We start from the raw sequence: 18,044 nt of genomic DNA, 5'->3' as shown, positions 1-18,044 counted from the left end.
GATTGAAAATACGCTTATATCAAGCTTTTTTCATCCATTTTTCGGCTGTTTTATATGTAAAATGTAAATATATATTAAAAGAAAAAGAACTTAAATACAAGATATATACGGGTAATATAGGAGTGATATCTTGAACGTTAATTTAATGTATATGATTATGTAAAGCATATGAATACTGCAAACTAGCTTTAATGTATCGCCATTATATCACTAAAAATATGCCTTTATATTTTTTAATAATCATAAACGAGTTTCAAGCGATAGTCTTTGGAAAAATTGTCTACAAGTGCATAAGGGGAAATAATTTTTAAGCCTTGGTCATTAATTGCATTGTCACTAACACCATATTTATAAGCTTGATAGATAATTTTGGTACAATATGTATAATTTTCACTCTTCAAGTTTAATGTTACGAGATAGGTTTTATCGCTGTCTTTGTAATGCGCTTTTGCCCATTGTGCTGCTTTGATACCAGCGCCTGGTTTAACACTACGATAAACCTTTATCCAGTCATTTTTTCCGTCGCCAAACCGATGTTTAAATGATTCAAAAGATTCCACAATTGGTTTGTCACCAGGTCCTTCAATCTGGAGTACAGTATCATGGTCTATGGCAATACTTGAATGTCCAAAAAAGCCGAATAAAACAGGACCTTTTGTTAAAATAATATCGCCTGGCTGCAGCTTGAAATCTTTATTGTGTATACGAGTGTTTTGAGTCTCAGTAGCTGGTATTAAGCTGACAAAAAACAAAATAACACCAACAATAATAAATATATTTAATCTTCTTAAAACCAACTCAACAAACACCTTCTATCTATCTAATAGTTTACCCAATTATAGCAAACAATCGACGGGCCCCCAAGCACAGAATAACTGGCTAAAATAGTTTTTTAACAAAACAAGCTGGGGTGGTTGAAGCTGTCTTCTAAACAAGCGAGCTTAAATATATAAAGAAGCACAAAGATGACTTATTTTAAACCATCTTTGTGCTATTATTTTGGGAATGATGTCCCAGTTTGTTTTGTTCATACAATAGAGCTTCTATAATACGCCAAATATTAAAACATATATGAGAAGTGCAATACCAAATATATAGAACACCACTGTAAAGCCAAGATATGATTCTTTTTTTGAACCAGCTTTTGTTCGAAGCAATTTAAATAGTATCAAAGATGCAGCAACGACAAAAATGATGCCTAACCATAATAAAATTGTTAAATGTGTGCTCATCTTAGCCACCTCCTATAGACAATTAACTTTATACATTATTCTATGATTAATTTTAATTCATTATAACACTTAATAGAAAGATGTATAAAAGCCAAAGCTAAACTAATGATGGAAAGAATCACTCTTGAAAATATAGTCGTTCTATCATAGCAATTGCAATGAAATATTTTATTTCACAATTTAGACACATTTATCAAAATATAATTAATTTTGTGAAAAAATATACTTTTAAAGGTGATTAATGTCGATATATGTGGATTAGTAAAGCCATTGATGATGTGAAATTATTTTCACCTTTACTAAGAACAATGATATAAGCGCACAACACTATTAAAATTGTATGAAAATAACATGCATAATCTTTAGTAATCTGCTAAGATATAATAAAATAAGAAAGTAAGTTTTAATAAACCTAATAATCAAAAGAAATTAAGGGGAGGTATAACGATGACATTTTATGACTTTATCATCGATTTTAGTAATGATGATACGCCATTAGGCTATTTAGCAAACTATATTTTGAATGATTGCGAATTCCCAAAAGATGAAAAAAATAACAAAATTATTCGCGAATATGTGATATCAAAATATGCCAATCAGCAACTGATTGAAAGTACTAATAGAGCCATTAGCTTGTATAAATTAGTTTGATTGTGTGTAGTACCAATTCTGTTCATGTAAAGCTTGCCATACATCCCGTGTTTTAAAGTTAATTTCATTCCCTTTAATGGAATATGGTTGGATGATTTCATTATCAATCCAACTGCTAATGAGTTCATGTGGTACGCCGTCAAGCACCATGTCACTCTTGCTAACAATTAAACATTCCCATTCTAATGAGAGATTATTAGGATTAACATACTTGTATTCACTTTTAGTAGTCATCACAAACACTCCTTAGAAATTGTAAATCCAATGTTAAGTTATACCCGTATATATTTAAGTCAAACACAACCTAGTCATTTTTATTGTGATAGTAAGCAAGCTGCAATGATAATAAAGTGCTAAGATAATTAATGATACATGTGGAATCGTGATAAAATAGAACTATAGACCTAAACCGTTACGTTGATGTGACGGTTTTTATTACATCATATGTTGCAGGGTTAGGAGTGTTTTTATGGAAAAAATATTATATTTAATGCGACATGGACAAACATTATTTAATTTAAAAGGTAGAATCCAAGGTTCAAGCGATTCGCCATTAACTGACTTAGGTGTACAACAAGCACAAGCAGCGGGTCATTATTTCACGCAACATCAAATTAAATTTGATAGCGCAGTGTCATCTACACAAGAACGTGCATCGGATACATTAGAACATGCAATTCCTGGGCAACCATATACGCGACTTAAAGGGTTAAAAGAATGGTCATTTGGTTTATTTGAAGGGGAGAGTATTCAATTACTACGCAAAATTAAACAGCCAGGTGTACTATATGGAGATTATGTTGTACCGTTTGGTGGTGAGGCAAGACAAGCAGTACAGACGCGTATGATAGAGACATTAACACAGGTGATGGAACATTATAGCCAAGGATGTACATTAGCAGTGAGTCATGGGAGCACAATTGGGGTCTTTTTAGATTATTGGGTTGAACGCGAGCAGTTTTTCGAAGCGGGAAATTGCCATATCTTAAAATTTTCATATAAAGATGGCGCATTTAAGTTTATTGAAGTGATAAATCCTATTAATGATAATTGAAAAATTAACAATATGTTGAGGTATTATTACTAGAGAAATTAGAAAGTGGGACAGAATTTATTTTGAATTTGTATTCTCGCCTTAGCAAAATTGACTAGGATTGAAACAAGCTTGGTATAAGCGTATTTTCAGTCCTTGTCAGCTACTGCTAATAAAGTAGGAGAACTTGTTGACAGTTTAAAGCTGCACTAGCAAATCGCTAGAGCAGCTTTATTTTAAACATTTTTAATCATTCTTTTGTTTTGCACGTTTAGTATGGTAAATAAGCCAATGAACATCTTGATATTCATCGTTAATTTTATAGGCATCTTCTTCATAGCCTAAAGTCTCAAATCCTATGGAGCTATACATAATCTTATCACTTATGTTATTAGAAATAATAGACGTCATAACTTTTTCAATTTGATGATCTTCGGCATATTGCAAGATATGACGAATCAAAGCTTTGCTGTAATCATGGTTATTTTCTTTAACAAACAGGTCTTCAAAGTTTGCTTTATGCTCTCTACCGACAAACTGAATTTGATAATATGTGGCTGCCGCTACAAGTTCATTTTGATCAAACATCCCAAAGATATAAGCATAAGTCATATCTGGAGATAATAGTAGATTTAAATTTTCTTCAGTGATATGAGTTAAATAAATTTTATCCCAATTAAAGGCATGGTCTCCGGTTTCTAATAACGCTTTATATTGTGCTAAGTCATCCAACGTCAATATTCTAATATCACTCATAGCGTCCTCCATTAATAAAAAATAAAGTCTTGTATTAAGATGATAATAAAATAAATAAACTAACAATGCAATATGCTAAGGTTTGAAATTTATATATTTATTTCATTCTTTTTTAAAAAAGGTATTATTACAATGGTATTTTGTTAGAAAAGTGGCGTATTTGTACGGTGCTAAAATCTAGGGAAAACGCATGAGAGCGTAGAGATTTGAAGAAATGAAAAGACGGAATCGCAGCCATTGCTGACTGATCAATTCCGTCATAAAAAAGACATAAAATTTATTTTTAGATGATATGAGTTAACTATCATTAGTCGACGACTTCGACACTTAAATCAACATCGATATTACCTCGTGTTGCTTTTGAATAAGGGCAAAATTCGTGAGCATCTTGTAAATATTTTTCCGCATCTTCTTGAGATAATACATTTTTAACTTTTGCATGGATGTCTACAGATAATTTCGGACTTTCTGACTCTGAATCATCCTCTAAGCGCACCGTTAATGTAACTTCTGGTTGTGCATCTCTTACTTTATTTTGTTTTAAAATTAAATCAAATGCACCATTAAAGCATGAGGCGTATCCAGCAGCAAATAATTGTTCTGGATTTGTCGCATTCCCATCAGCTTGTTGAGGTGGTAATACATCTACATTTATCGCTTTATCGTCTGTTTGAACGTGTCCTTTACGGCCACCAACGTTTGTTGCTTTTGTTTCATATTGTACTGCCATGAATAAAGACCTCCTAAAAATGTTTGTACTCATGCTATACCCACTGCAATTTGTTTCAATCATCGAACACCAACATTTGTCATAGTTAGTCGTTGTCACTTAAAATATAATTAATAAGCGAATTTAAAAGTGAGGGATCACCATGACTAAAGTAAACATAGCAGCAACGATTGCACCTAAAGGCCGTTTAGATCACACGTTATTAGCAAAGATAGAACGTGATCATCATGCTATTGATATTATAGAGCTTAGAATTGATCAATGGCAAACGGATATAGATCGTTTACTACAAGATAATTTGGAACAACTGGCAACATTGTCTTTCAAACCTCAAATCTTAGTGACGTATCGTACAGAATCACAAGGGGGTCAAGGAGTTTTAGATGAGCAAAATTATCTCGCGTTACTAAAACGATTGGCTAAAGTTCAAGGCATTGATATGGTCGATGTGGAATGGCATAATCATTTACCATTTGATATTTATCATCAATGTATATCACATTTGAAAGCACAACATAAAGCGGTTATCTTATCACATCATAATTTTCAACATACACCGGAGAGTGAAGCATTACATTTTATCTTTTATAAAATGAGTCAATTTCCAGCTGACTATTTGAAATTAGCAGTGATGCCTGAAAATCAAAGTGATGTACTAAGATTATTAGATGTATTGTCGATTACAGCGCAATCAGTTGATCAACAGGTCATTGGTATTTCGATGTCATCACTTGGTGTGATTTCCCGTACGGCTCAGGGGCTATTTGGAGGTACAATGTCTTATGGCTGTATTGACACACCTAAAGCGCCTGGTCAAATACAAGTTACGCAATTACATGACATCATCAATTTCTATCAAAAATACGATAATTGAATAATCTCATAAACTCGCATATAATTGATAATAGTTATCAACGAAAAAGGGAGAGATACGTCGTGGAATTACAAGAAGCGATTGCAAATAGAAGAAGTATTAAGAAATTTAAACATGATGTCGAAATCGATGATAAAGCATTATATCAAGCGATTGAACAAGCAGCAGATGCACCAAACCATGGCATGCGAGAACCTTGGCGCATGATTCACATTACAAAGGATAGACTAGGGGATATGAGTGAAGCAATCACGCCTTATGCATTCCCAGATAGTGCGGATAAACAGCAAGATCATTATCAAACGGTAACGCGTTTAGGCGGTATATTGGTATTGGTTGTGAAAACAGATCCACGCCAACGTCAAAATAGAGAGAATTTCTTTGCTTTGGGTGCTTATGCTCAAAACTTAATGTTATTATTACATGAAGCAGGAATTGGCACTTGTTGGAAAACACCACCTTATATTTTTGAACCTAAAGTACGTAAAATCTTTGGTATCGCTGGTGATGAAGCCATTGCAGGATTGCTATATCTTACAGACTTATCAGTTGATATGCCACATGTTCAACGTAAAAACAAAAATCTTATAGAAAAATTCTAATAAATAAAGCATGAAGTTACGACTGGTTATGTCGGAACTTCATGCTTTTGCTTTATGCTTGAAATGTTTCAGCTAAAAAAGTTTCAACCTGTTCGGGTGATTTAGCATTTGCTGAATGTAAGTGTGCTAATTTTTCACCATTTTTAAAGATTAATAAACTAGGAATGCCCATTACATCATGATTTGCAGCAACATCTTCTAACTCATCTCGATTGACTGAATACCATTGATAGGCATTGTATTTTTCAATTATAGGGTCAATCCATAAATCCATTGCTTTACAATCTGGGCACCAACCCGCTTCAAATTTTATGATGACAGGCTGATCACTTTGAATAATCTTATTAAAATTTTCAGTTGTTTGTATACTTTCCATATTGATGCGCTCCTTTAGTCAATGTCGTAATCGTATTATAACTAAATTTACTTTTTTAATAAAAAATTCAGCTTAAAAAATAGAGCGTTTTCATTTAATATCTGTTATATTAAACGTAACTACTATAGGAGGTTACAACTGAATGATAAAATTTTATCAATATTCTAATTGTACAACTTGTAAAAAGGCTGCAAAGTTTCTAAAAGATTATGGCGTTAGCTTTGAACCAATCGATATTGTGCAACATACACCAACTAAAAAAGAATTTGAACAAATCATTAAGAAAACAGGTGTGGAAGTTAATAAACTATTTAATACACACGGTGCTAAATATCGTGAATTAGGGCTTAAAGATAAGTTGAAAGACTTAACGCAAGATGAAAAATTAGAGTTATTAGCTGGCGATGGTATGTTGGTAAAACGTCCACTTGCAATCTCAGGAGATAGAATCACACTTGGATTTAAAGAAGACCAATATAAAGAAACGTGGTTAGCATAATATAATACAGTTTACATATATTATTATATGTGCAGAAATTATTCAAAGTTTTATGAATAATAGTTGAATGAATGCAGACGGTATGGCATCATTAAACTGTAATTATTTTTAGGAGGGGATTTTCGTGACAGTACCGAGCGAATTAAAATATTCTAAGGAACATGAATGGGTGAAAGTTGACGGAAATGTTGTAACAATTGGTATTACTGAATACGCGCAAGGCGAATTAGGTGATATTGTATTCGTTGAACTACCAGACGTTGATGATGAAATTAACGAAGGGGATACATTTGGTAGTGTTGAATCTGTTAAAACAGTGTCAGAACTTTATGCACCTGTTTCTGGAAAAATCATTGAAACAAATGAAGAGCTCGAAGATAGTCCTGAATTTGTGAATGAATCACCATTCGAAAAGGCTTGGATGGTTAAAGTTGAATTAGATGATGAAAGCCAATTAGATGAATTATTATCTGCAGAACAATATGCTGAAATGATTGGCGAATAAAAGCGATGAACTCCTTGATATACGTATCTTGGAGTTTTTTCTATCATCAGTTATAAACAAAGGTATATGACCAGTTTATTGGTAATATAACATTTTGTTAACATGATTAATCTAAACGCAACAAAATAATAATTATTTTTACAGCATTTCAATGTTTAGAGACACGCGTTTTTGTATAGAAGTAACTGTCTTATAATATGTAACTGTAGAAGGTGGATGAACATGACACTTGTAAATAAAGTTATTATTGTAGAAGGTAAATCAGATAAGAAAAGGGTACAACAAGTGATTGCTGAGCCCGTTCACATTATTTGTACACACGGTACAATGAGTATAGATAAGATAGATGATATGATAGAATCACTTTATGGCAAACAGGTTTTTATCCTGGCAGATTCAGATGATGAAGGCGCCAATATTCGTAAATGGTTTAAACGCTATTTGAGTGAAAGTGAACATATTTATATAGATAGAACATATTGCGAAGTTGCGCGCTGCCCTAAGAAATATTTAGCCAAAGTACTGCACAAGCATGGGTTCATGGTTCGACAAGAACAACAGCTCATGCCTCATTTAAACATGGAAAGGTTCGTCTTAGCGAATGACTAAAGATATCAACATCTCTGAAATAACAGAGCATGCACAACAACCACGTCACCTTATCTTTGGTTATACACCAATGTGCGGAACGTGTAAAATATCTGAACGTATGTTAGATATTGCTAATGAAATGTTACAACTACCAGTAACCAAGCTTGATTTGAATTTCTATCCGGAATTTAGTGAACATTATCAAATTCAATCAGTCCCTGTGTTACTGCTAATGAATCAAACACAAGAGTTGAAACGAATCTATGCATTTCAATCGGTGCCTTATTTGTTAGAAAATTTAAAAAAGTAGTTGACGAAATATTACCATAATGGTAGGATTAAAATTAATTAAATAATGCGAAAACTCTTATCGAGAGAGGTGGAGGGATGTGCCCTGCGAAGCCCGGCAACCGTCTATATTAGAAATAGAAATGGTGCCAATTCACATAAAGTTAAACTTTAGAAGATGAGAGAAAGGATATATAAATGCTTTCTCAAACATCTAAAGTTTGAGGAAGCATTTTTAATTAGATACAGCTACATAAGGAGGCACTTAACGTGATTGAATTAAAACAAGTTGTTAAACGTTATCACACAAAGAAAAAAGATGTTCTCGCAGTTGATCACGTTGATTTAAATATACCAACTGGTTCGGTTTACGGTGTGATTGGATTTTCTGGCGCCGGTAAAAGCACATTAATCAGAATGTTCAATCAACTCGAGTCCCCAACGTCAGGAGATATCATCATCGATGGTGATAACATGAGTCAGTTATCTAAGTCAGAACTGCGTTTAAAACGCCAAAAGGTAAGCATGGTTTTTCAACATTTTAATTTATTATGGTCAAGAACCGTATTAAACAATATTAAATTTCCCCTTGAAATTGCAGGCGTTCCGTCAGGACTTGCTGTCAAACGTGCGCTTGAGTTAGTTGAATTAGTGGGTTTAAAAGGTAGAGAACATGCGTATCCTTCTGAATTATCTGGTGGACAGAAGCAAAGAGTAGGCATTGCGCGTGCACTTGCGAATGACCCTGATGTTCTACTATGCGATGAAGCGACAAGTGCCCTTGATCCGCAAACAACAGATGAAATTTTAGATTTGTTATTAAAAATTAAAAAAAGTCAGAGCTTAACGATTGTGTTAATTACACACGAAATGCACGTCATTCGACGCGTGTGTGATCAAGTTGCTGTCATGGAGAATGGCCGTGTGATTGAGCAAGGTAAAGTAAGTGATGTCTTTGAAAATCCGCAACATGAAGTGACACGTCGTTTCGTAAAAGATGATTTAAATAACGATTTTGAGGAATCATTAGATCAACTCGAGCCACTAGCACACGATGCTTATGTCGTGCGTCTAAACTTTAACGGTGATAACACGACACAACCTATCGTGTCTTATATTACGAAAACACATAACATAGACGTTAATATTCTTGAGGCAGATATTAAGAATACGCGCAATGGCACAATAGGATTTTTAGTGATTCATATACCACATATTTCAGAAGTAGACTTTGATCATTTTACTGAAGGATTACATAAAAAAGGTGTCAATGTGGAGGTGCTAAGACATGGGTAAATCATATAGCGAAATCTTCCATGAGATGGTGACAATGCCAAATGTGCAATGGCCAGAAGTTTGGACAGCGATTTACGAGACACTCTACATGACTATTATATCAACCATTTTTGCGTTTATTTTTGGCTTGATTTTAGGTGTGCTTTTATTCCTATCAGCGAAAAGTAATTCAGTAGGTGCACGTATTTTCTATAGTATTGTGTCATTTGTAGTCAATTTATTTAGAGCGATACCATTTATTATTTTAATCTTGCTGCTAATTCCATTTACAAGCATTGTCTTAGGTACGATTAGTGGACCAACGGGAGCCTTGCCAGCACTTATCATTGGTGCTTCACCATTTTATGCAAGATTAGTTGAAATCGCCTTTAAAGAAATTGATAAAGGTGTCATTGAAGCTTCAATTTCAATGGGTGCTACCACGCTTACCATAGTAAGAAAGGTATTACTTCCTGAATCGATGCCAGCACTCGTTTCCGGCATTACAGTGACAGCAATTGCTTTAGTTGGTTCAACAGCTGTTGCCGGAGTTATTGGTGCAGGTGGTTTAGGTAACCTAGCTTACCTTACTGGTTTCACTCGTAACCAAAATGATGTCATTTTAGTTTCGACGGTATTTATTTTAATTATTGTATTTATAATTCAATTTATTGGGGATTGGATTACAAATAAATTAGACAAACGATAAGAAGGAAAGAGGAATGATTAGATGAAGAAGATTTTAACTTTAGTTGCAGTATTCGTATTAACGATCGCATTAGCGGCTTGTGGTAAGGGAGACAGTGAAGATAAAACTATTAAAGTCGGCGCTTCACCTGCACCACATGCTGAAATTTTAGAAAAAGCTAAACCATTATTAGAGAAAAAAGGATATGACTTAAAGATTCAATCAATCAATGACTATACAACGCCAAACAAATTATTAGATAAAGGTGAACTCGATGCCAATTACTTCCAACACACACCTTATTTAAAAACAGAAAGTAAAGAAAAAGGTTATAAAATTGAATCAGCTGGTAACGTACACTTAGAACCAATGGCTGTTTACTCTAAAAAATATAAAAGTTTAAAAGATTTACCAAATGGTGCAACAGTTTATGTTTCAAATAACCCAGCTGAACAAGGTCGATTCTTAAAATTCTTTGTGGATGCAGATTTAATTAAAATTAAAAAAGGCGTAAAAATTGAAGATGCGAAGTTCAGTGACATTGTAGAAAATAAGAAAAATATTAAATTTAATAACAAACAATCGGCAGAATTTTTACCTAAAATCTACCAAAACCAAGATGTAGATGCAGCAATTATCAATTCAAACTATGCAATTGATCAAAAATTAAGTCCTAAAAAAGACTCAATCGTTCTTGAAAAAGCAACAAACAACCCATATGCGAATTTAATTGCAGTAAGAAAAGGCCATAAAGATGATAAAAAAATTAAAGCTTTAATCGAAGTATTACAATCTAAAGAGATTAAAGACTTCATTAATAAAAAATATGACGGTGCAGTAGTACCAGCCAAATAATAGCTAAAAACCCGAGAAGGTCAATTTAATTGAGTATCTCGGGTTTTCTGCATGTATAAAGATATTTTGTGAGATTACTAATATAAGAAATTTTATATTAACATCAAAAAATTTGTTTAAGGGCTTGATTTATTTAGAAACTAGGTATATAGTTTTAAGCGTAATAATTACGATTTAGAGGAGTAGGTTATGAAGAAGTTATTAGTAGGTATATTAACCATTATTTTAACGATAACACTTACAGCATGTGGTGGTGGTAAGAGCGAGGACAATAAAAAAGTAAGTGCGGATAATAAGCTAAATGTTTATACGACCGTCTTTGCGTTCCAAAGCTTTATTGAGCAAATTGGTGGTAAATATGTCAATGTGAAATCAATCTATCCGAAAGGCACGGATATACATAGTTATGAGCCAACGCAAAAGGAAATGACAAATATTGCTAAGAGTGATTTATTTGTTTATTCTAGCGATGATATGGATCCAGTTGCCAAAAAAATTGGCAAAGCCATCAATAAACATGATAAGAAATTACAATTAACTAAAGATATGGCTAAAAAAGACATAATTAAAGCAGATGAAGATGAGGACACACAACATGACCCACATGTATGGTTAGATCCTGTACTCAATAAAAAATTTGCTAAAGAAATCAAAGATGAACTTATTGCCAAAGATAGTAAGCATAAACAATATTATGAAGATAACTACAAAAAATTAATCAAAGATATCGACCATATTGATCAACAAATGAAAGATATCTCAAAAAATAAAAAACGAGACAAAGTCATTATCTCACATGATTCACTTGGATACTTGGCAAAACGCTATGATTTTGAACAAGAAGGCGTAAACGGTATGAATGATGACGAACCAAGTCAAAAGAAAGTCATGGATATCATCAAAGAAATCAAAAAATCAAAACAGCCGTATGTATTGTATGAACAAAATATTCCACACAAAACAACGGATGTCATTAAATCAGAAACAGATACGAAACCATTAAGTTTCCATAATATGGCTGTGCTAACAAAAGATGACAAAGATGCAACATATCAGTCATTGATGGCTAAAAATATTAAAACATTAAGACAAGCATTAACTGAATAATACAGATACAGTCATAATAGTGTGCAGATAAGAATTGTAGCTCAACAAGCATTTTAAGCATCATTCATGTCTGATTGTAAAAACAGTTTGGAACATCTTTATGTTTTAGGATAAGAACTATATATTGAAGTAGTTGACCTGGATTGAAAATACGCTGATACCAAGCTTGTTTTCATCCTAGTCAACCTCTCTAGGGCGGGACTACGAATTTATTATGAATTCTGTCCCGCTCCTATTTTGATATGAATGTGGTAATTATAAATCTTGTAGTGTAGTATTTTTCTGGGAAAGAGATATTTAACTTAAGCGTTAAACTCAAGCTGAACGTCAGCCGTGATTTAGCTCTGATTTTACAGCATGCAACCCAATAAGACCCATACTGTAGTGAATCTTTTTCGAAAAGATGTTTATGAATGTGGCCTACGGGTAAATAGAACTATATCAAAACAACCTAGGAGGAATACAAAATGGCTGAAGACAATAAATTTGAACAAGCAAAAGGGAATGTAAAAGAAACTGTAGGTAATGTGACAGACAATAAAGACTTAGAAAAAGAAGGTAAAGAAGATAAAGCTTCTGGTAAAGTGAAAGAAACAATCGATAATGTAAAAGACAAAGCAAAAGATTTTGTTGATAACATTAAAGACGGTAAAAATAGAGATACAAACTAATAAAGTAGAAAAAGCTCTTAGGCTGTGCGCTTAAGAGCTTTCTTTGTGTGATTTGCTTGATGTTGAAGCTTCATTTTTAGCGGTAATTTGGCCTAAAACGAAGCTAACGATAAAACCTAGTATAAGCGTAATAATCGATATCAACCATGATAGCAGCGTCATTGGCATTCCTGGGAAAACAGCAAAAACAGAGCCGATCACAAAGCCAATAATCAAGGCAAAGGTCAATGTAGGATAATGATGCAACGCATAATGGATGACTTTACTAGAACATATAAAGCCAGCTACGATGCCCAATCCAACAACGAATAATAAAGATATAGCTTGAAAATTAAATGACATAAGTTCAGAAATAGCAAACATTACTGTGCCATAAGCACCGAATACTAGTAACATAAATGAACCTGAAATGCCTGGTAAGAGCATTGCACTAGACGCACACATGCTAGCGATAAAATATTTAATAATAAGACTTGAATTTAATGTAAGTGACGTGTTGGCATGCGTGTCACCATGATTGAGCAATGTGATTATGACTAAGATAATGATACCTAAAGCAACTACAGCATAATGTTTAACTTGAAAGCGACTTTTGAAATGAGATATACGCAATAAATAGGGGATGATACCAATGATTAATCCTGTGAAGAAAAACATGGTTGGTACTTGATGGTTGGCCAATAAATAATTAAAAAGTTTACTTAAAAGGCCGATAGCTAACAACATGCCGGTTAAGATTGGTAATAAGAATTTAAGACTAGGCCAGAAACGTTTAGAAAATAGCCCACTGATAGCATGAATAAAATCATCATAAATGCCTAGTAACAAGGCAATTGTTCCACCACTAACACCAGGAACTAAATCACTTGTGCCCATACCAAAACCTTTCAAGACATTAATCCATCTAAAATGTTTCATAATGACTCCTTTCTAGTTAAATTGCAGTGAAACTGCATCATAGCAGAAATAGTGTTAATAAGGAAATAATATCTGTCGAAATTTTGGATATTGAGAACAGAGGGGCCAACATTATCAGTTAAGTGTAAAATAATACGATTATCAAAAATAATTATATTTAAATAATGACTCTAATTTAGCAGTTCAAACGGTTTATATTGCTACTTATTTGCGTTATAATGTAGTGGATTGAACATTTCAAAGTCTTTTTGACTACAAATTAAAATTACTATAAACTAGTTAAGAAAACTTTATATTTTACGGAGGGAATATAAATGTCATCAACATTAGAAATCAAAGACTTACATGTGTCTATTGAGGATAAAGAAATTTTAAAAGGTGTTAACCTTACGATTAATACTGACGAAGTACATGCAATTATGGGGCCAAATGGAACAGGTAAATCAACATTATCATCAGCAATTATGGGGCATCCTAGCTATGAAGTCACGCAAGGGGAAGTGTTATTAGACGGCGTGAATATCTTAGAATTAGAAGTTGATGAAAGAGCTAAAGCAGGATTGTTTTTAGCAATGCAATATCCATCTGAAATCACAGGCGTAACTAATGCGGATTTCATGCGTTCAGCAATTAATGCGAAACGTGAAGAAGGCCAAGAAATTAATTTAATGCAATTTATTAAGAAATTAGATAAAACTATGGCATTTTTAGATATTGATGAAAACATGGCACAACGTTATTTAAATGAAGGTTTCTCTGGTGGCGAAAAGAAACGTAATGAAATTCTACAATTAATGATGCTAGAACCAAAATTTGCTATTTTAGATGAAATCGATTCTGGTTTAGATATTGACGCATTAAAAGTAGTATCCAAAGGAATCAACAAAATGCGCGGTGAAAACTTTGGTGCACTCATTATTACGCACTATCAACGTTTATTAAACTACATTACGCCAGATCAAGTACATGTGATGTATGGAGGCAAAGTAGTGAAAACGGGTGGTCCAGAATTAGCTAAACGTCTTGAAGACGAAGGTTATGAATGGGTTAAAGAAGAGTTCGGTACTGAAGAATAATCAAGCATGCGTGTTTAAATGGCATTGCATAAATCGCAATCACGTATGGAGAAAATTCAAGTTTAGCTATGTGTTTAGCATCTAACTTAATATTTCATCAAGTAGGAGGAAAAAGTTATGACAACGGAAACTTTAAACATTTCTGAAGAACAACTTGTTGATTATTCAAAAGCACTCCATGAACCTTCTTGGATGACAGACAGTCGTAAAAAAGCTTTGAAATTAACGGAAACTTTAGAAATGCCTAAACCAGATAAGACCAAATTAAGAAAATGGGACTTTGATTCATTTCAACAACATCATGTTGATGGCGCAACATTCAAAGATTTATCAGAACTCCCAGAATCAATTAATAAAATCATTAATGTTGAGACATCTGAAAACTTAATCATTCAACATAATAATACGCTGGCCTACACACAAGTGTCAGACCAAGCAAAGCAAGATGGCGTCATTATCGAAGGATTATCTGAATCCCTTGTTAACCACGGAGACTTAGTTCAAAAGTATTTAATGACAGAAGCGGTTCAAGTAGACGAACATCGTTTAACAGCCTTACATGCTGCATTAATCAATGGTGGTGTCTTTGTTTATGTACCAAAAAATGTCGTGGTAGAACATCCAATACATTATGTTGTGTTACACGATGATGATAAAGCGAGCTTTTTCAATCATGTGATTTTAGTCACTGAAGAAAGTGCTGAAGTGACATATGTGGAAAACTACGTTTCAGATGCAAGTGGTGATGGTAACCAAATTAATATTATTTCCGAAGTAATTGCAGGTGCAAACTCAAGTATCACCTATGGCTCAGTTGATTATTTAGACAAAGGCTTCACGGGTTATATCATTCGTCGTGGACATACAGAAGCGGATGCCTCTATTAATTGGGCATTAGGCTTAATGAATGAAGGCAGCCAAATCATTGATAACACGACAAACCTTGTAGGAGATCGTTCAACAAGTGAACTTAAATCGGTTGTCGTAGGTACTGGAGATCAAAAAATCAATTTAACTTCTAAAATCGTACAGTATGGTAAAGAAACGAATGGCTATATTTTAAAACACGGGGTCATGAAAGAACATGCATCATCTGTCTTTAATGGTATTGGCCATATCAAACATGGTGGTACGAAATCAATTGCGAACCAAGAATCACGTGTTTTAATGTTATCTGAGCATTCACGTGGCGATGCGAACCCAATTCTCTTAATCGATGAAGACGATGTAGAAGCTGGACACGCAGCATCTGTAGGTCGTGTTGATCCAGAGCAGTTGTATTATTTAATGAGTCGTGGTATTTCACAACATGAAGCCGAACGCCTTGTTATTCATGGTTTCTTAGATCCGGTCGTGCGCGAATTACCAATTGAAGATGTTAAACGTCAACTTAGAGATGTCATTGAACTTAAAGTTTCTAAGTAAAATGAAATATAATATTAGCAGCATTCTAAAATAAATCATATAAGCGTGCTTCATAAGCACAAGCGTTGAGACACGTTATAAATTGAAGAAACAAATGAGATTTTTAATATAAGAAAGGTCGTGAAGTCAATGGCCGACACAACTTTAAATGTTGAAGACGTTATAAAAGATTTTCCGATTTTACAACAGCAAGTGAATGGCAAACGCTTAGCTTATTTAGATTCTACAGCAACAAGTCAAAAGCCTATACAAGTACTCAATGTATTAGATGACTATTACAAGCGCTATAATTCAAACGTTCACCGTGGCGTGCATACATTAGGTTCATTAGCCACTGATGGTTATGAAAGTGCACGCGAAACCGTGCGCCGTTTTATAAATGCGCACTATTTTGAAGAGGTTGTCTTTACACGTGGTACAACGGCATCTATCAACATGATTGCACACAGTTACGGCGACGCACATGTTGAAGCTGGTGATGAAATTGTAGTAACTGAAATGGAACATCATGCCAACATTGTGCCATGGCAACAATTGGCTAAACGTAAACAAGCGACACTTAAATTTATTCCGATGACCGCAGAAGGCGAATTACGTGTAGAAGATATTAAAGCGACAATTACCGATAAAACTAAAATTGTAGCGATTACACATGTATCCAATGTGTTAGGAACAATTAATGATGTGAAAATGATTGCTAAAATTGCGCATGAACACGGTGCGATAATAAGCGTTGATGGTGCACAATCAGCACCGCATATGCCAATTGATGTTCAAGATTTAGACTGTGATTTCTTTAGCTTTAGTGGTCACAAAATGCTAGGGCCAACAGGCATTGGTGTGTTATATGGTAAACGTGACTTATTAAATGACATGGAGCCGGTAGAATTTGGCGGCGATATGATTGATTTTGTCAGCAAGTATGATGCGACATGGGCAGACTTACCGACAAAATTTGAAGCAGGTACACCGCTCATTGCCCAAGCAATAGGCCTTGCAGAAGCCATTCGCTACATTGAAAATATTGGCTTTGAAGCGATCCATCGGCATGAGAGAGCGTTGACTGAATATGCATATGAGCAAATGTCAGCGATTGAAGGTATTGACATATATGGTCCGCCTAAAGATCGTCGTGCAGGTGTTATTACGTTTAACTTAAAAGACGTACATCCACATGATGTAGCGACAGCAGTTGATACAGAAGGTGTTGCTGTTCGTGCAGGCCATCATTGTGCACAACCCTTGATGTCATGGTTAAACGTATCTTCTACAGCACGTGCAAGCTTTTATATTTATAATACGCAACAAGATGTCGATCAATTAGTCAACGCATTGAAACAAACGAAGGAGTTTTTCTCGTATGAATTTTAATAATTTAGATCAATTATATCGATCTGTGATTATGGATCATTATAAAAACCCTAGAAATAAAGGCGTCTTAGACAACGGTTCAATGACTGTAGACATGAATAACCCAACCTGTGGTGATCGTATTCGACTTACATTTGATATTGAAGATGGCATCATTCATGATGCGAAATTTGAAGGTGAAGGCTGTTCTATTTCAATGTCCAGCGCATCTATGATGACGGAAGCAGTAAAAGGTCACTCATTGGCAGAAGCTATGCAAATGAGTCAAGAATTTACAAAGATGATGCTTGGTGAAGACTACGAAATTACTGAAGATATGGGTGATATTGAGGCGCTACAAGGCGTTTCTCAATTCCCAGCGCGTATCAAATGTGCCACTTTAGCATGGAAAGCGCTTGAAAAAGGTACGGTTCAAAAAGAAGGCAAAGCGGAAGGTTCTACTGAAGAAGACTAGCAGAGTGTGACAATTGAGAGGTCACACTTTTGATACAAAAAGTAACTTGTTACAATGGCAGTAGACT

Annotated in this window: 24 protein-coding genes and 1 riboswitch; of the genes, 17 read left to right on the top strand and 7 right to left on the bottom strand. The window is 34.2% G+C overall.

Annotation, left to right across the window (positions count from 1 at the left end; translation table 11 throughout):
* Positions 1–233: 233 nt before the first annotated feature.
* Positions 234–797: a lipoprotein N-acylation protein LnsA gene (lnsA, locus tag HMPREF2597_RS11820; RefSeq protein WP_002479309.1), complete on the bottom strand. Its 564-nt coding sequence runs from the start codon at positions 795–797 to the stop codon at positions 234–236.
* Positions 798–1,043: 246 nt separating this feature from the next.
* Positions 1,044–1,232 carry a type II toxin-antitoxin system toxin TsaT gene (gene tsaT, locus HMPREF2597_RS11815; RefSeq protein WP_002459666.1) on the bottom strand — a complete coding sequence of 63 codons (189 nt, stop codon included), beginning with the start codon at positions 1,230–1,232 and terminating at the stop codon, positions 1,044–1,046.
* 447 nt (positions 1,233–1,679) lie between these two features.
* Between tsaT and HMPREF2597_RS11810 the strand changes: the two genes are divergently transcribed.
* Entirely contained in the window at positions 1,680–1,883 is a 204-nt protein-coding gene (locus HMPREF2597_RS11810) for a YozE family protein (protein ID WP_002459665.1), read from the top strand.
* Here HMPREF2597_RS11810 and HMPREF2597_RS11805 read toward each other — a convergent pair.
* Positions 1,875–2,117: a hypothetical protein gene (locus HMPREF2597_RS11805; protein WP_002459664.1), complete on the bottom strand. Its 243-nt coding sequence runs from the start codon at positions 2,115–2,117 to the stop codon at positions 1,875–1,877. The two genes, HMPREF2597_RS11810 and HMPREF2597_RS11805, sit on opposite strands and share 9 nt — an antisense overlap.
* A gap of 235 nt (positions 2,118–2,352) precedes the next feature.
* Here HMPREF2597_RS11805 and HMPREF2597_RS11800 point away from each other — a divergent pair, with 235 nt between their 5' ends.
* A complete protein-coding gene (locus HMPREF2597_RS11800; protein ID WP_070817310.1) occupies positions 2,353–2,937 on the top strand; it encodes a histidine phosphatase family protein in 585 nt (194 codons plus the stop codon).
* Positions 2,938–3,162: 225 nt separating this feature from the next.
* Here the strand turns inward: HMPREF2597_RS11800 and HMPREF2597_RS11795 are convergent, their stop codons facing one another.
* Both HMPREF2597_RS11795 and HMPREF2597_RS11790 read right to left on the bottom strand, forming a co-directional pair.
* Positions 3,163–3,672, bottom strand: a complete 510-nt coding sequence (locus HMPREF2597_RS11795) for a GNAT family N-acetyltransferase (RefSeq protein WP_002479307.1) — start codon at positions 3,670–3,672, stop codon at positions 3,163–3,165.
* Positions 3,673–3,979: 307 nt separating this feature from the next.
* Positions 3,980–4,402 (bottom strand): organic hydroperoxide resistance protein, encoded by a 423-nt coding sequence (locus tag HMPREF2597_RS11790; protein ID WP_002459661.1) that lies wholly within the window; start codon positions 4,400–4,402, stop codon positions 3,980–3,982.
* Between the two features lie 142 nt (positions 4,403–4,544).
* On the opposite strand from HMPREF2597_RS11790, the gene aroD reads away from it, so the two are divergent.
* Both aroD and HMPREF2597_RS11780 read left to right on the top strand, forming a co-directional pair.
* Positions 4,545–5,276, top strand: coding sequence for a type I 3-dehydroquinate dehydratase (aroD, locus tag HMPREF2597_RS11785; protein WP_002459660.1), 732 nt, complete (start codon positions 4,545–4,547; stop codon positions 5,274–5,276).
* Positions 5,277–5,338: 62 nt separating this feature from the next.
* The gene (locus tag HMPREF2597_RS11780; protein ID WP_002479306.1) at positions 5,339–5,878 is read left to right on the top strand and encodes a nitroreductase family protein; all 540 of its coding nucleotides are present in this window, start codon (positions 5,339–5,341) and stop codon (positions 5,876–5,878) included.
* 52 nt (positions 5,879–5,930) lie between these two features.
* On the opposite strand, the gene HMPREF2597_RS11775 is transcribed toward HMPREF2597_RS11780, so the two are convergent.
* Complete coding sequence (locus HMPREF2597_RS11775; RefSeq protein ID WP_002459658.1) at positions 5,931–6,254, bottom strand: thioredoxin family protein; 324 nt, start codon at positions 6,252–6,254, stop codon at positions 5,931–5,933.
* Between the two features lie 142 nt (positions 6,255–6,396).
* On the opposite strand from HMPREF2597_RS11775, the gene HMPREF2597_RS11770 reads away from it, so the two are divergent.
* The 9 genes from HMPREF2597_RS11770 to HMPREF2597_RS11730 all read left to right on the top strand — a co-directional run bounded on the left by HMPREF2597_RS11770 (position 6,397) and on the right by HMPREF2597_RS11730 (position 12,733).
* Entirely contained in the window at positions 6,397–6,753 is a 357-nt protein-coding gene (locus HMPREF2597_RS11770; RefSeq protein WP_002479305.1) for an arsenate reductase family protein, read from the top strand.
* A 124-nt stretch (positions 6,754–6,877) separates the two neighbouring features.
* Positions 6,878–7,258: a glycine cleavage system protein GcvH gene (gene gcvH, locus HMPREF2597_RS11765; protein WP_002459656.1), complete on the top strand. Its 381-nt coding sequence runs from the start codon at positions 6,878–6,880 to the stop codon at positions 7,256–7,258.
* Positions 7,259–7,480: 222 nt separating this feature from the next.
* Positions 7,481–7,867, top strand: a complete 387-nt coding sequence (locus tag HMPREF2597_RS11760) for a toprim domain-containing protein (protein WP_002479304.1) — start codon at positions 7,481–7,483, stop codon at positions 7,865–7,867.
* Positions 7,860–8,159 carry a thioredoxin family protein gene (locus HMPREF2597_RS11755; protein ID WP_002459654.1) on the top strand — a complete coding sequence of 100 codons (300 nt, stop codon included), beginning with the start codon at positions 7,860–7,862 and terminating at the stop codon, positions 8,157–8,159. Before HMPREF2597_RS11760 ends, HMPREF2597_RS11755 begins: the two co-directional genes overlap by 8 nt.
* 54 nt (positions 8,160–8,213) lie before the next feature.
* Positions 8,214–8,322, top strand: a riboswitch (SAM riboswitch).
* A gap of 85 nt (positions 8,323–8,407) precedes the next feature.
* On the top strand, positions 8,408–9,433 hold the full coding sequence (locus HMPREF2597_RS11750; protein WP_002479303.1) for a methionine ABC transporter ATP-binding protein: 1,026 nt from the start codon (positions 8,408–8,410) through the stop codon (positions 9,431–9,433).
* Entirely contained in the window at positions 9,426–10,121 is a 696-nt protein-coding gene (locus HMPREF2597_RS11745; protein ID WP_002479302.1) for a methionine ABC transporter permease, read from the top strand. Before HMPREF2597_RS11750 ends, HMPREF2597_RS11745 begins: the two co-directional genes overlap by 8 nt.
* 21 nt (positions 10,122–10,142) lie before the next feature.
* Positions 10,143–10,955: a MetQ/NlpA family ABC transporter substrate-binding protein gene (locus tag HMPREF2597_RS11740; RefSeq protein WP_002459651.1), complete on the top strand. Its 813-nt coding sequence runs from the start codon at positions 10,143–10,145 to the stop codon at positions 10,953–10,955.
* Positions 10,956–11,144: 189 nt separating this feature from the next.
* Positions 11,145–12,062: a metal ABC transporter solute-binding protein, Zn/Mn family gene (locus HMPREF2597_RS11735; protein ID WP_070817309.1), complete on the top strand. Its 918-nt coding sequence runs from the start codon at positions 11,145–11,147 to the stop codon at positions 12,060–12,062.
* A 467-nt stretch (positions 12,063–12,529) separates the two neighbouring features.
* A complete protein-coding gene (locus HMPREF2597_RS11730) occupies positions 12,530–12,733 on the top strand; it encodes a CsbD family protein (protein ID WP_002459629.1) in 204 nt (67 codons plus the stop codon).
* A gap of 30 nt (positions 12,734–12,763) precedes the next feature.
* On the opposite strand, the gene HMPREF2597_RS11725 is transcribed toward HMPREF2597_RS11730, so the two are convergent.
* Positions 12,764–13,651 carry a polyprenyl-phosphate transporter PopT gene (locus HMPREF2597_RS11725; RefSeq protein WP_002479300.1) on the bottom strand — a complete coding sequence of 296 codons (888 nt, stop codon included), beginning with the start codon at positions 13,649–13,651 and terminating at the stop codon, positions 12,764–12,766.
* A gap of 314 nt (positions 13,652–13,965) precedes the next feature.
* Between HMPREF2597_RS11725 and sufC the strand changes: the two genes are divergently transcribed.
* The 4 genes from sufC (at position 13,966) to sufU (ending at position 17,977) form a co-directional block, all read left to right on the top strand.
* The gene (gene sufC / locus HMPREF2597_RS11720; RefSeq protein ID WP_002459627.1) at positions 13,966–14,727 is read left to right on the top strand and encodes a Fe-S cluster assembly ATPase SufC; all 762 of its coding nucleotides are present in this window, start codon (positions 13,966–13,968) and stop codon (positions 14,725–14,727) included.
* Positions 14,728–14,844: 117 nt separating this feature from the next.
* On the top strand, positions 14,845–16,152 hold the full coding sequence (sufD, locus tag HMPREF2597_RS11715) for a Fe-S cluster assembly protein SufD (protein ID WP_002479299.1): 1,308 nt from the start codon (positions 14,845–14,847) through the stop codon (positions 16,150–16,152).
* A 129-nt stretch (positions 16,153–16,281) separates the two neighbouring features.
* A complete protein-coding gene (locus tag HMPREF2597_RS11710; RefSeq protein ID WP_002459625.1) occupies positions 16,282–17,523 on the top strand; it encodes a cysteine desulfurase in 1,242 nt (413 codons plus the stop codon).
* The gene (sufU, locus tag HMPREF2597_RS11705; protein WP_002459624.1) at positions 17,513–17,977 is read left to right on the top strand and encodes a Fe-S cluster assembly sulfur transfer protein SufU; all 465 of its coding nucleotides are present in this window, start codon (positions 17,513–17,515) and stop codon (positions 17,975–17,977) included. The genes HMPREF2597_RS11710 and sufU overlap by 11 nt, the downstream gene beginning before the upstream one ends.
* The last annotated feature ends 67 nt before the right edge of the window (positions 17,978–18,044 follow it).

The sequence above is a fragment of the Staphylococcus sp. HMSC063A07 genome (genome assembly GCF_001836955.1).
Lineage (GTDB): Bacteria > Bacillota > Bacilli > Staphylococcales > Staphylococcaceae > Staphylococcus > Staphylococcus lugdunensis.
The sequence above is the reverse complement of the archived record's forward strand: the minus strand, read 5'-3'. Positions and strand labels throughout refer to the sequence as shown.

Bases quoted from the DNA above. Each gene is read 5' to 3' on its own strand.
- tsaT (WP_002459666.1), bottom strand. From the start codon at position 1,232: ATGAGCACACATTTAACAATTTTATTATGGTTAGGCATCATTTTTGTC.
- HMPREF2597_RS11810 (WP_002459665.1), top strand. From the start codon at position 1,680: ATGACATTTTATGACTTTATCATCGATTTTAGTAATGATGATACGCCA.
- HMPREF2597_RS11805 (WP_002459664.1), bottom strand. From the start codon at position 2,117: ATGACTACTAAAAGTGAATACAAGTATGTTAATCCTAATAATCTCTCA.
- HMPREF2597_RS11800 (WP_070817310.1), top strand. From the start codon at position 2,353: ATGGAAAAAATATTATATTTAATGCGACATGGACAAACATTATTTAAT.
- HMPREF2597_RS11795 (WP_002479307.1), bottom strand. From the start codon at position 3,672: ATGAGTGATATTAGAATATTGACGTTGGATGACTTAGCACAATATAAA.
- HMPREF2597_RS11790 (WP_002459661.1), bottom strand. From the start codon at position 4,402: ATGGCAGTACAATATGAAACAAAAGCAACAAACGTTGGTGGCCGTAAA.
- aroD (WP_002459660.1), top strand. From the start codon at position 4,545: ATGACTAAAGTAAACATAGCAGCAACGATTGCACCTAAAGGCCGTTTA.
- HMPREF2597_RS11775 (WP_002459658.1), bottom strand. From the start codon at position 6,254: ATGGAAAGTATACAAACAACTGAAAATTTTAATAAGATTATTCAAAGT.
- HMPREF2597_RS11770 (WP_002479305.1), top strand. From the start codon at position 6,397: ATGATAAAATTTTATCAATATTCTAATTGTACAACTTGTAAAAAGGCT.
- HMPREF2597_RS11760 (WP_002479304.1), top strand. From the start codon at position 7,481: ATGACACTTGTAAATAAAGTTATTATTGTAGAAGGTAAATCAGATAAG.
- HMPREF2597_RS11755 (WP_002459654.1), top strand. From the start codon at position 7,860: ATGACTAAAGATATCAACATCTCTGAAATAACAGAGCATGCACAACAA.
- HMPREF2597_RS11745 (WP_002479302.1), top strand. From the start codon at position 9,426: ATGGGTAAATCATATAGCGAAATCTTCCATGAGATGGTGACAATGCCA.
- HMPREF2597_RS11740 (WP_002459651.1), top strand. From the start codon at position 10,143: ATGAAGAAGATTTTAACTTTAGTTGCAGTATTCGTATTAACGATCGCA.
- HMPREF2597_RS11735 (WP_070817309.1), top strand. From the start codon at position 11,145: ATGAAGAAGTTATTAGTAGGTATATTAACCATTATTTTAACGATAACA.
- HMPREF2597_RS11730 (WP_002459629.1), top strand. From the start codon at position 12,530: ATGGCTGAAGACAATAAATTTGAACAAGCAAAAGGGAATGTAAAAGAA.
- HMPREF2597_RS11725 (WP_002479300.1), bottom strand. From the start codon at position 13,651: ATGAAACATTTTAGATGGATTAATGTCTTGAAAGGTTTTGGTATGGGC.
- sufC (WP_002459627.1), top strand. From the start codon at position 13,966: ATGTCATCAACATTAGAAATCAAAGACTTACATGTGTCTATTGAGGAT.
- sufD (WP_002479299.1), top strand. From the start codon at position 14,845: ATGACAACGGAAACTTTAAACATTTCTGAAGAACAACTTGTTGATTAT.
- HMPREF2597_RS11710 (WP_002459625.1), top strand. From the start codon at position 16,282: ATGGCCGACACAACTTTAAATGTTGAAGACGTTATAAAAGATTTTCCG.
- sufU (WP_002459624.1), top strand. From the start codon at position 17,513: ATGAATTTTAATAATTTAGATCAATTATATCGATCTGTGATTATGGAT.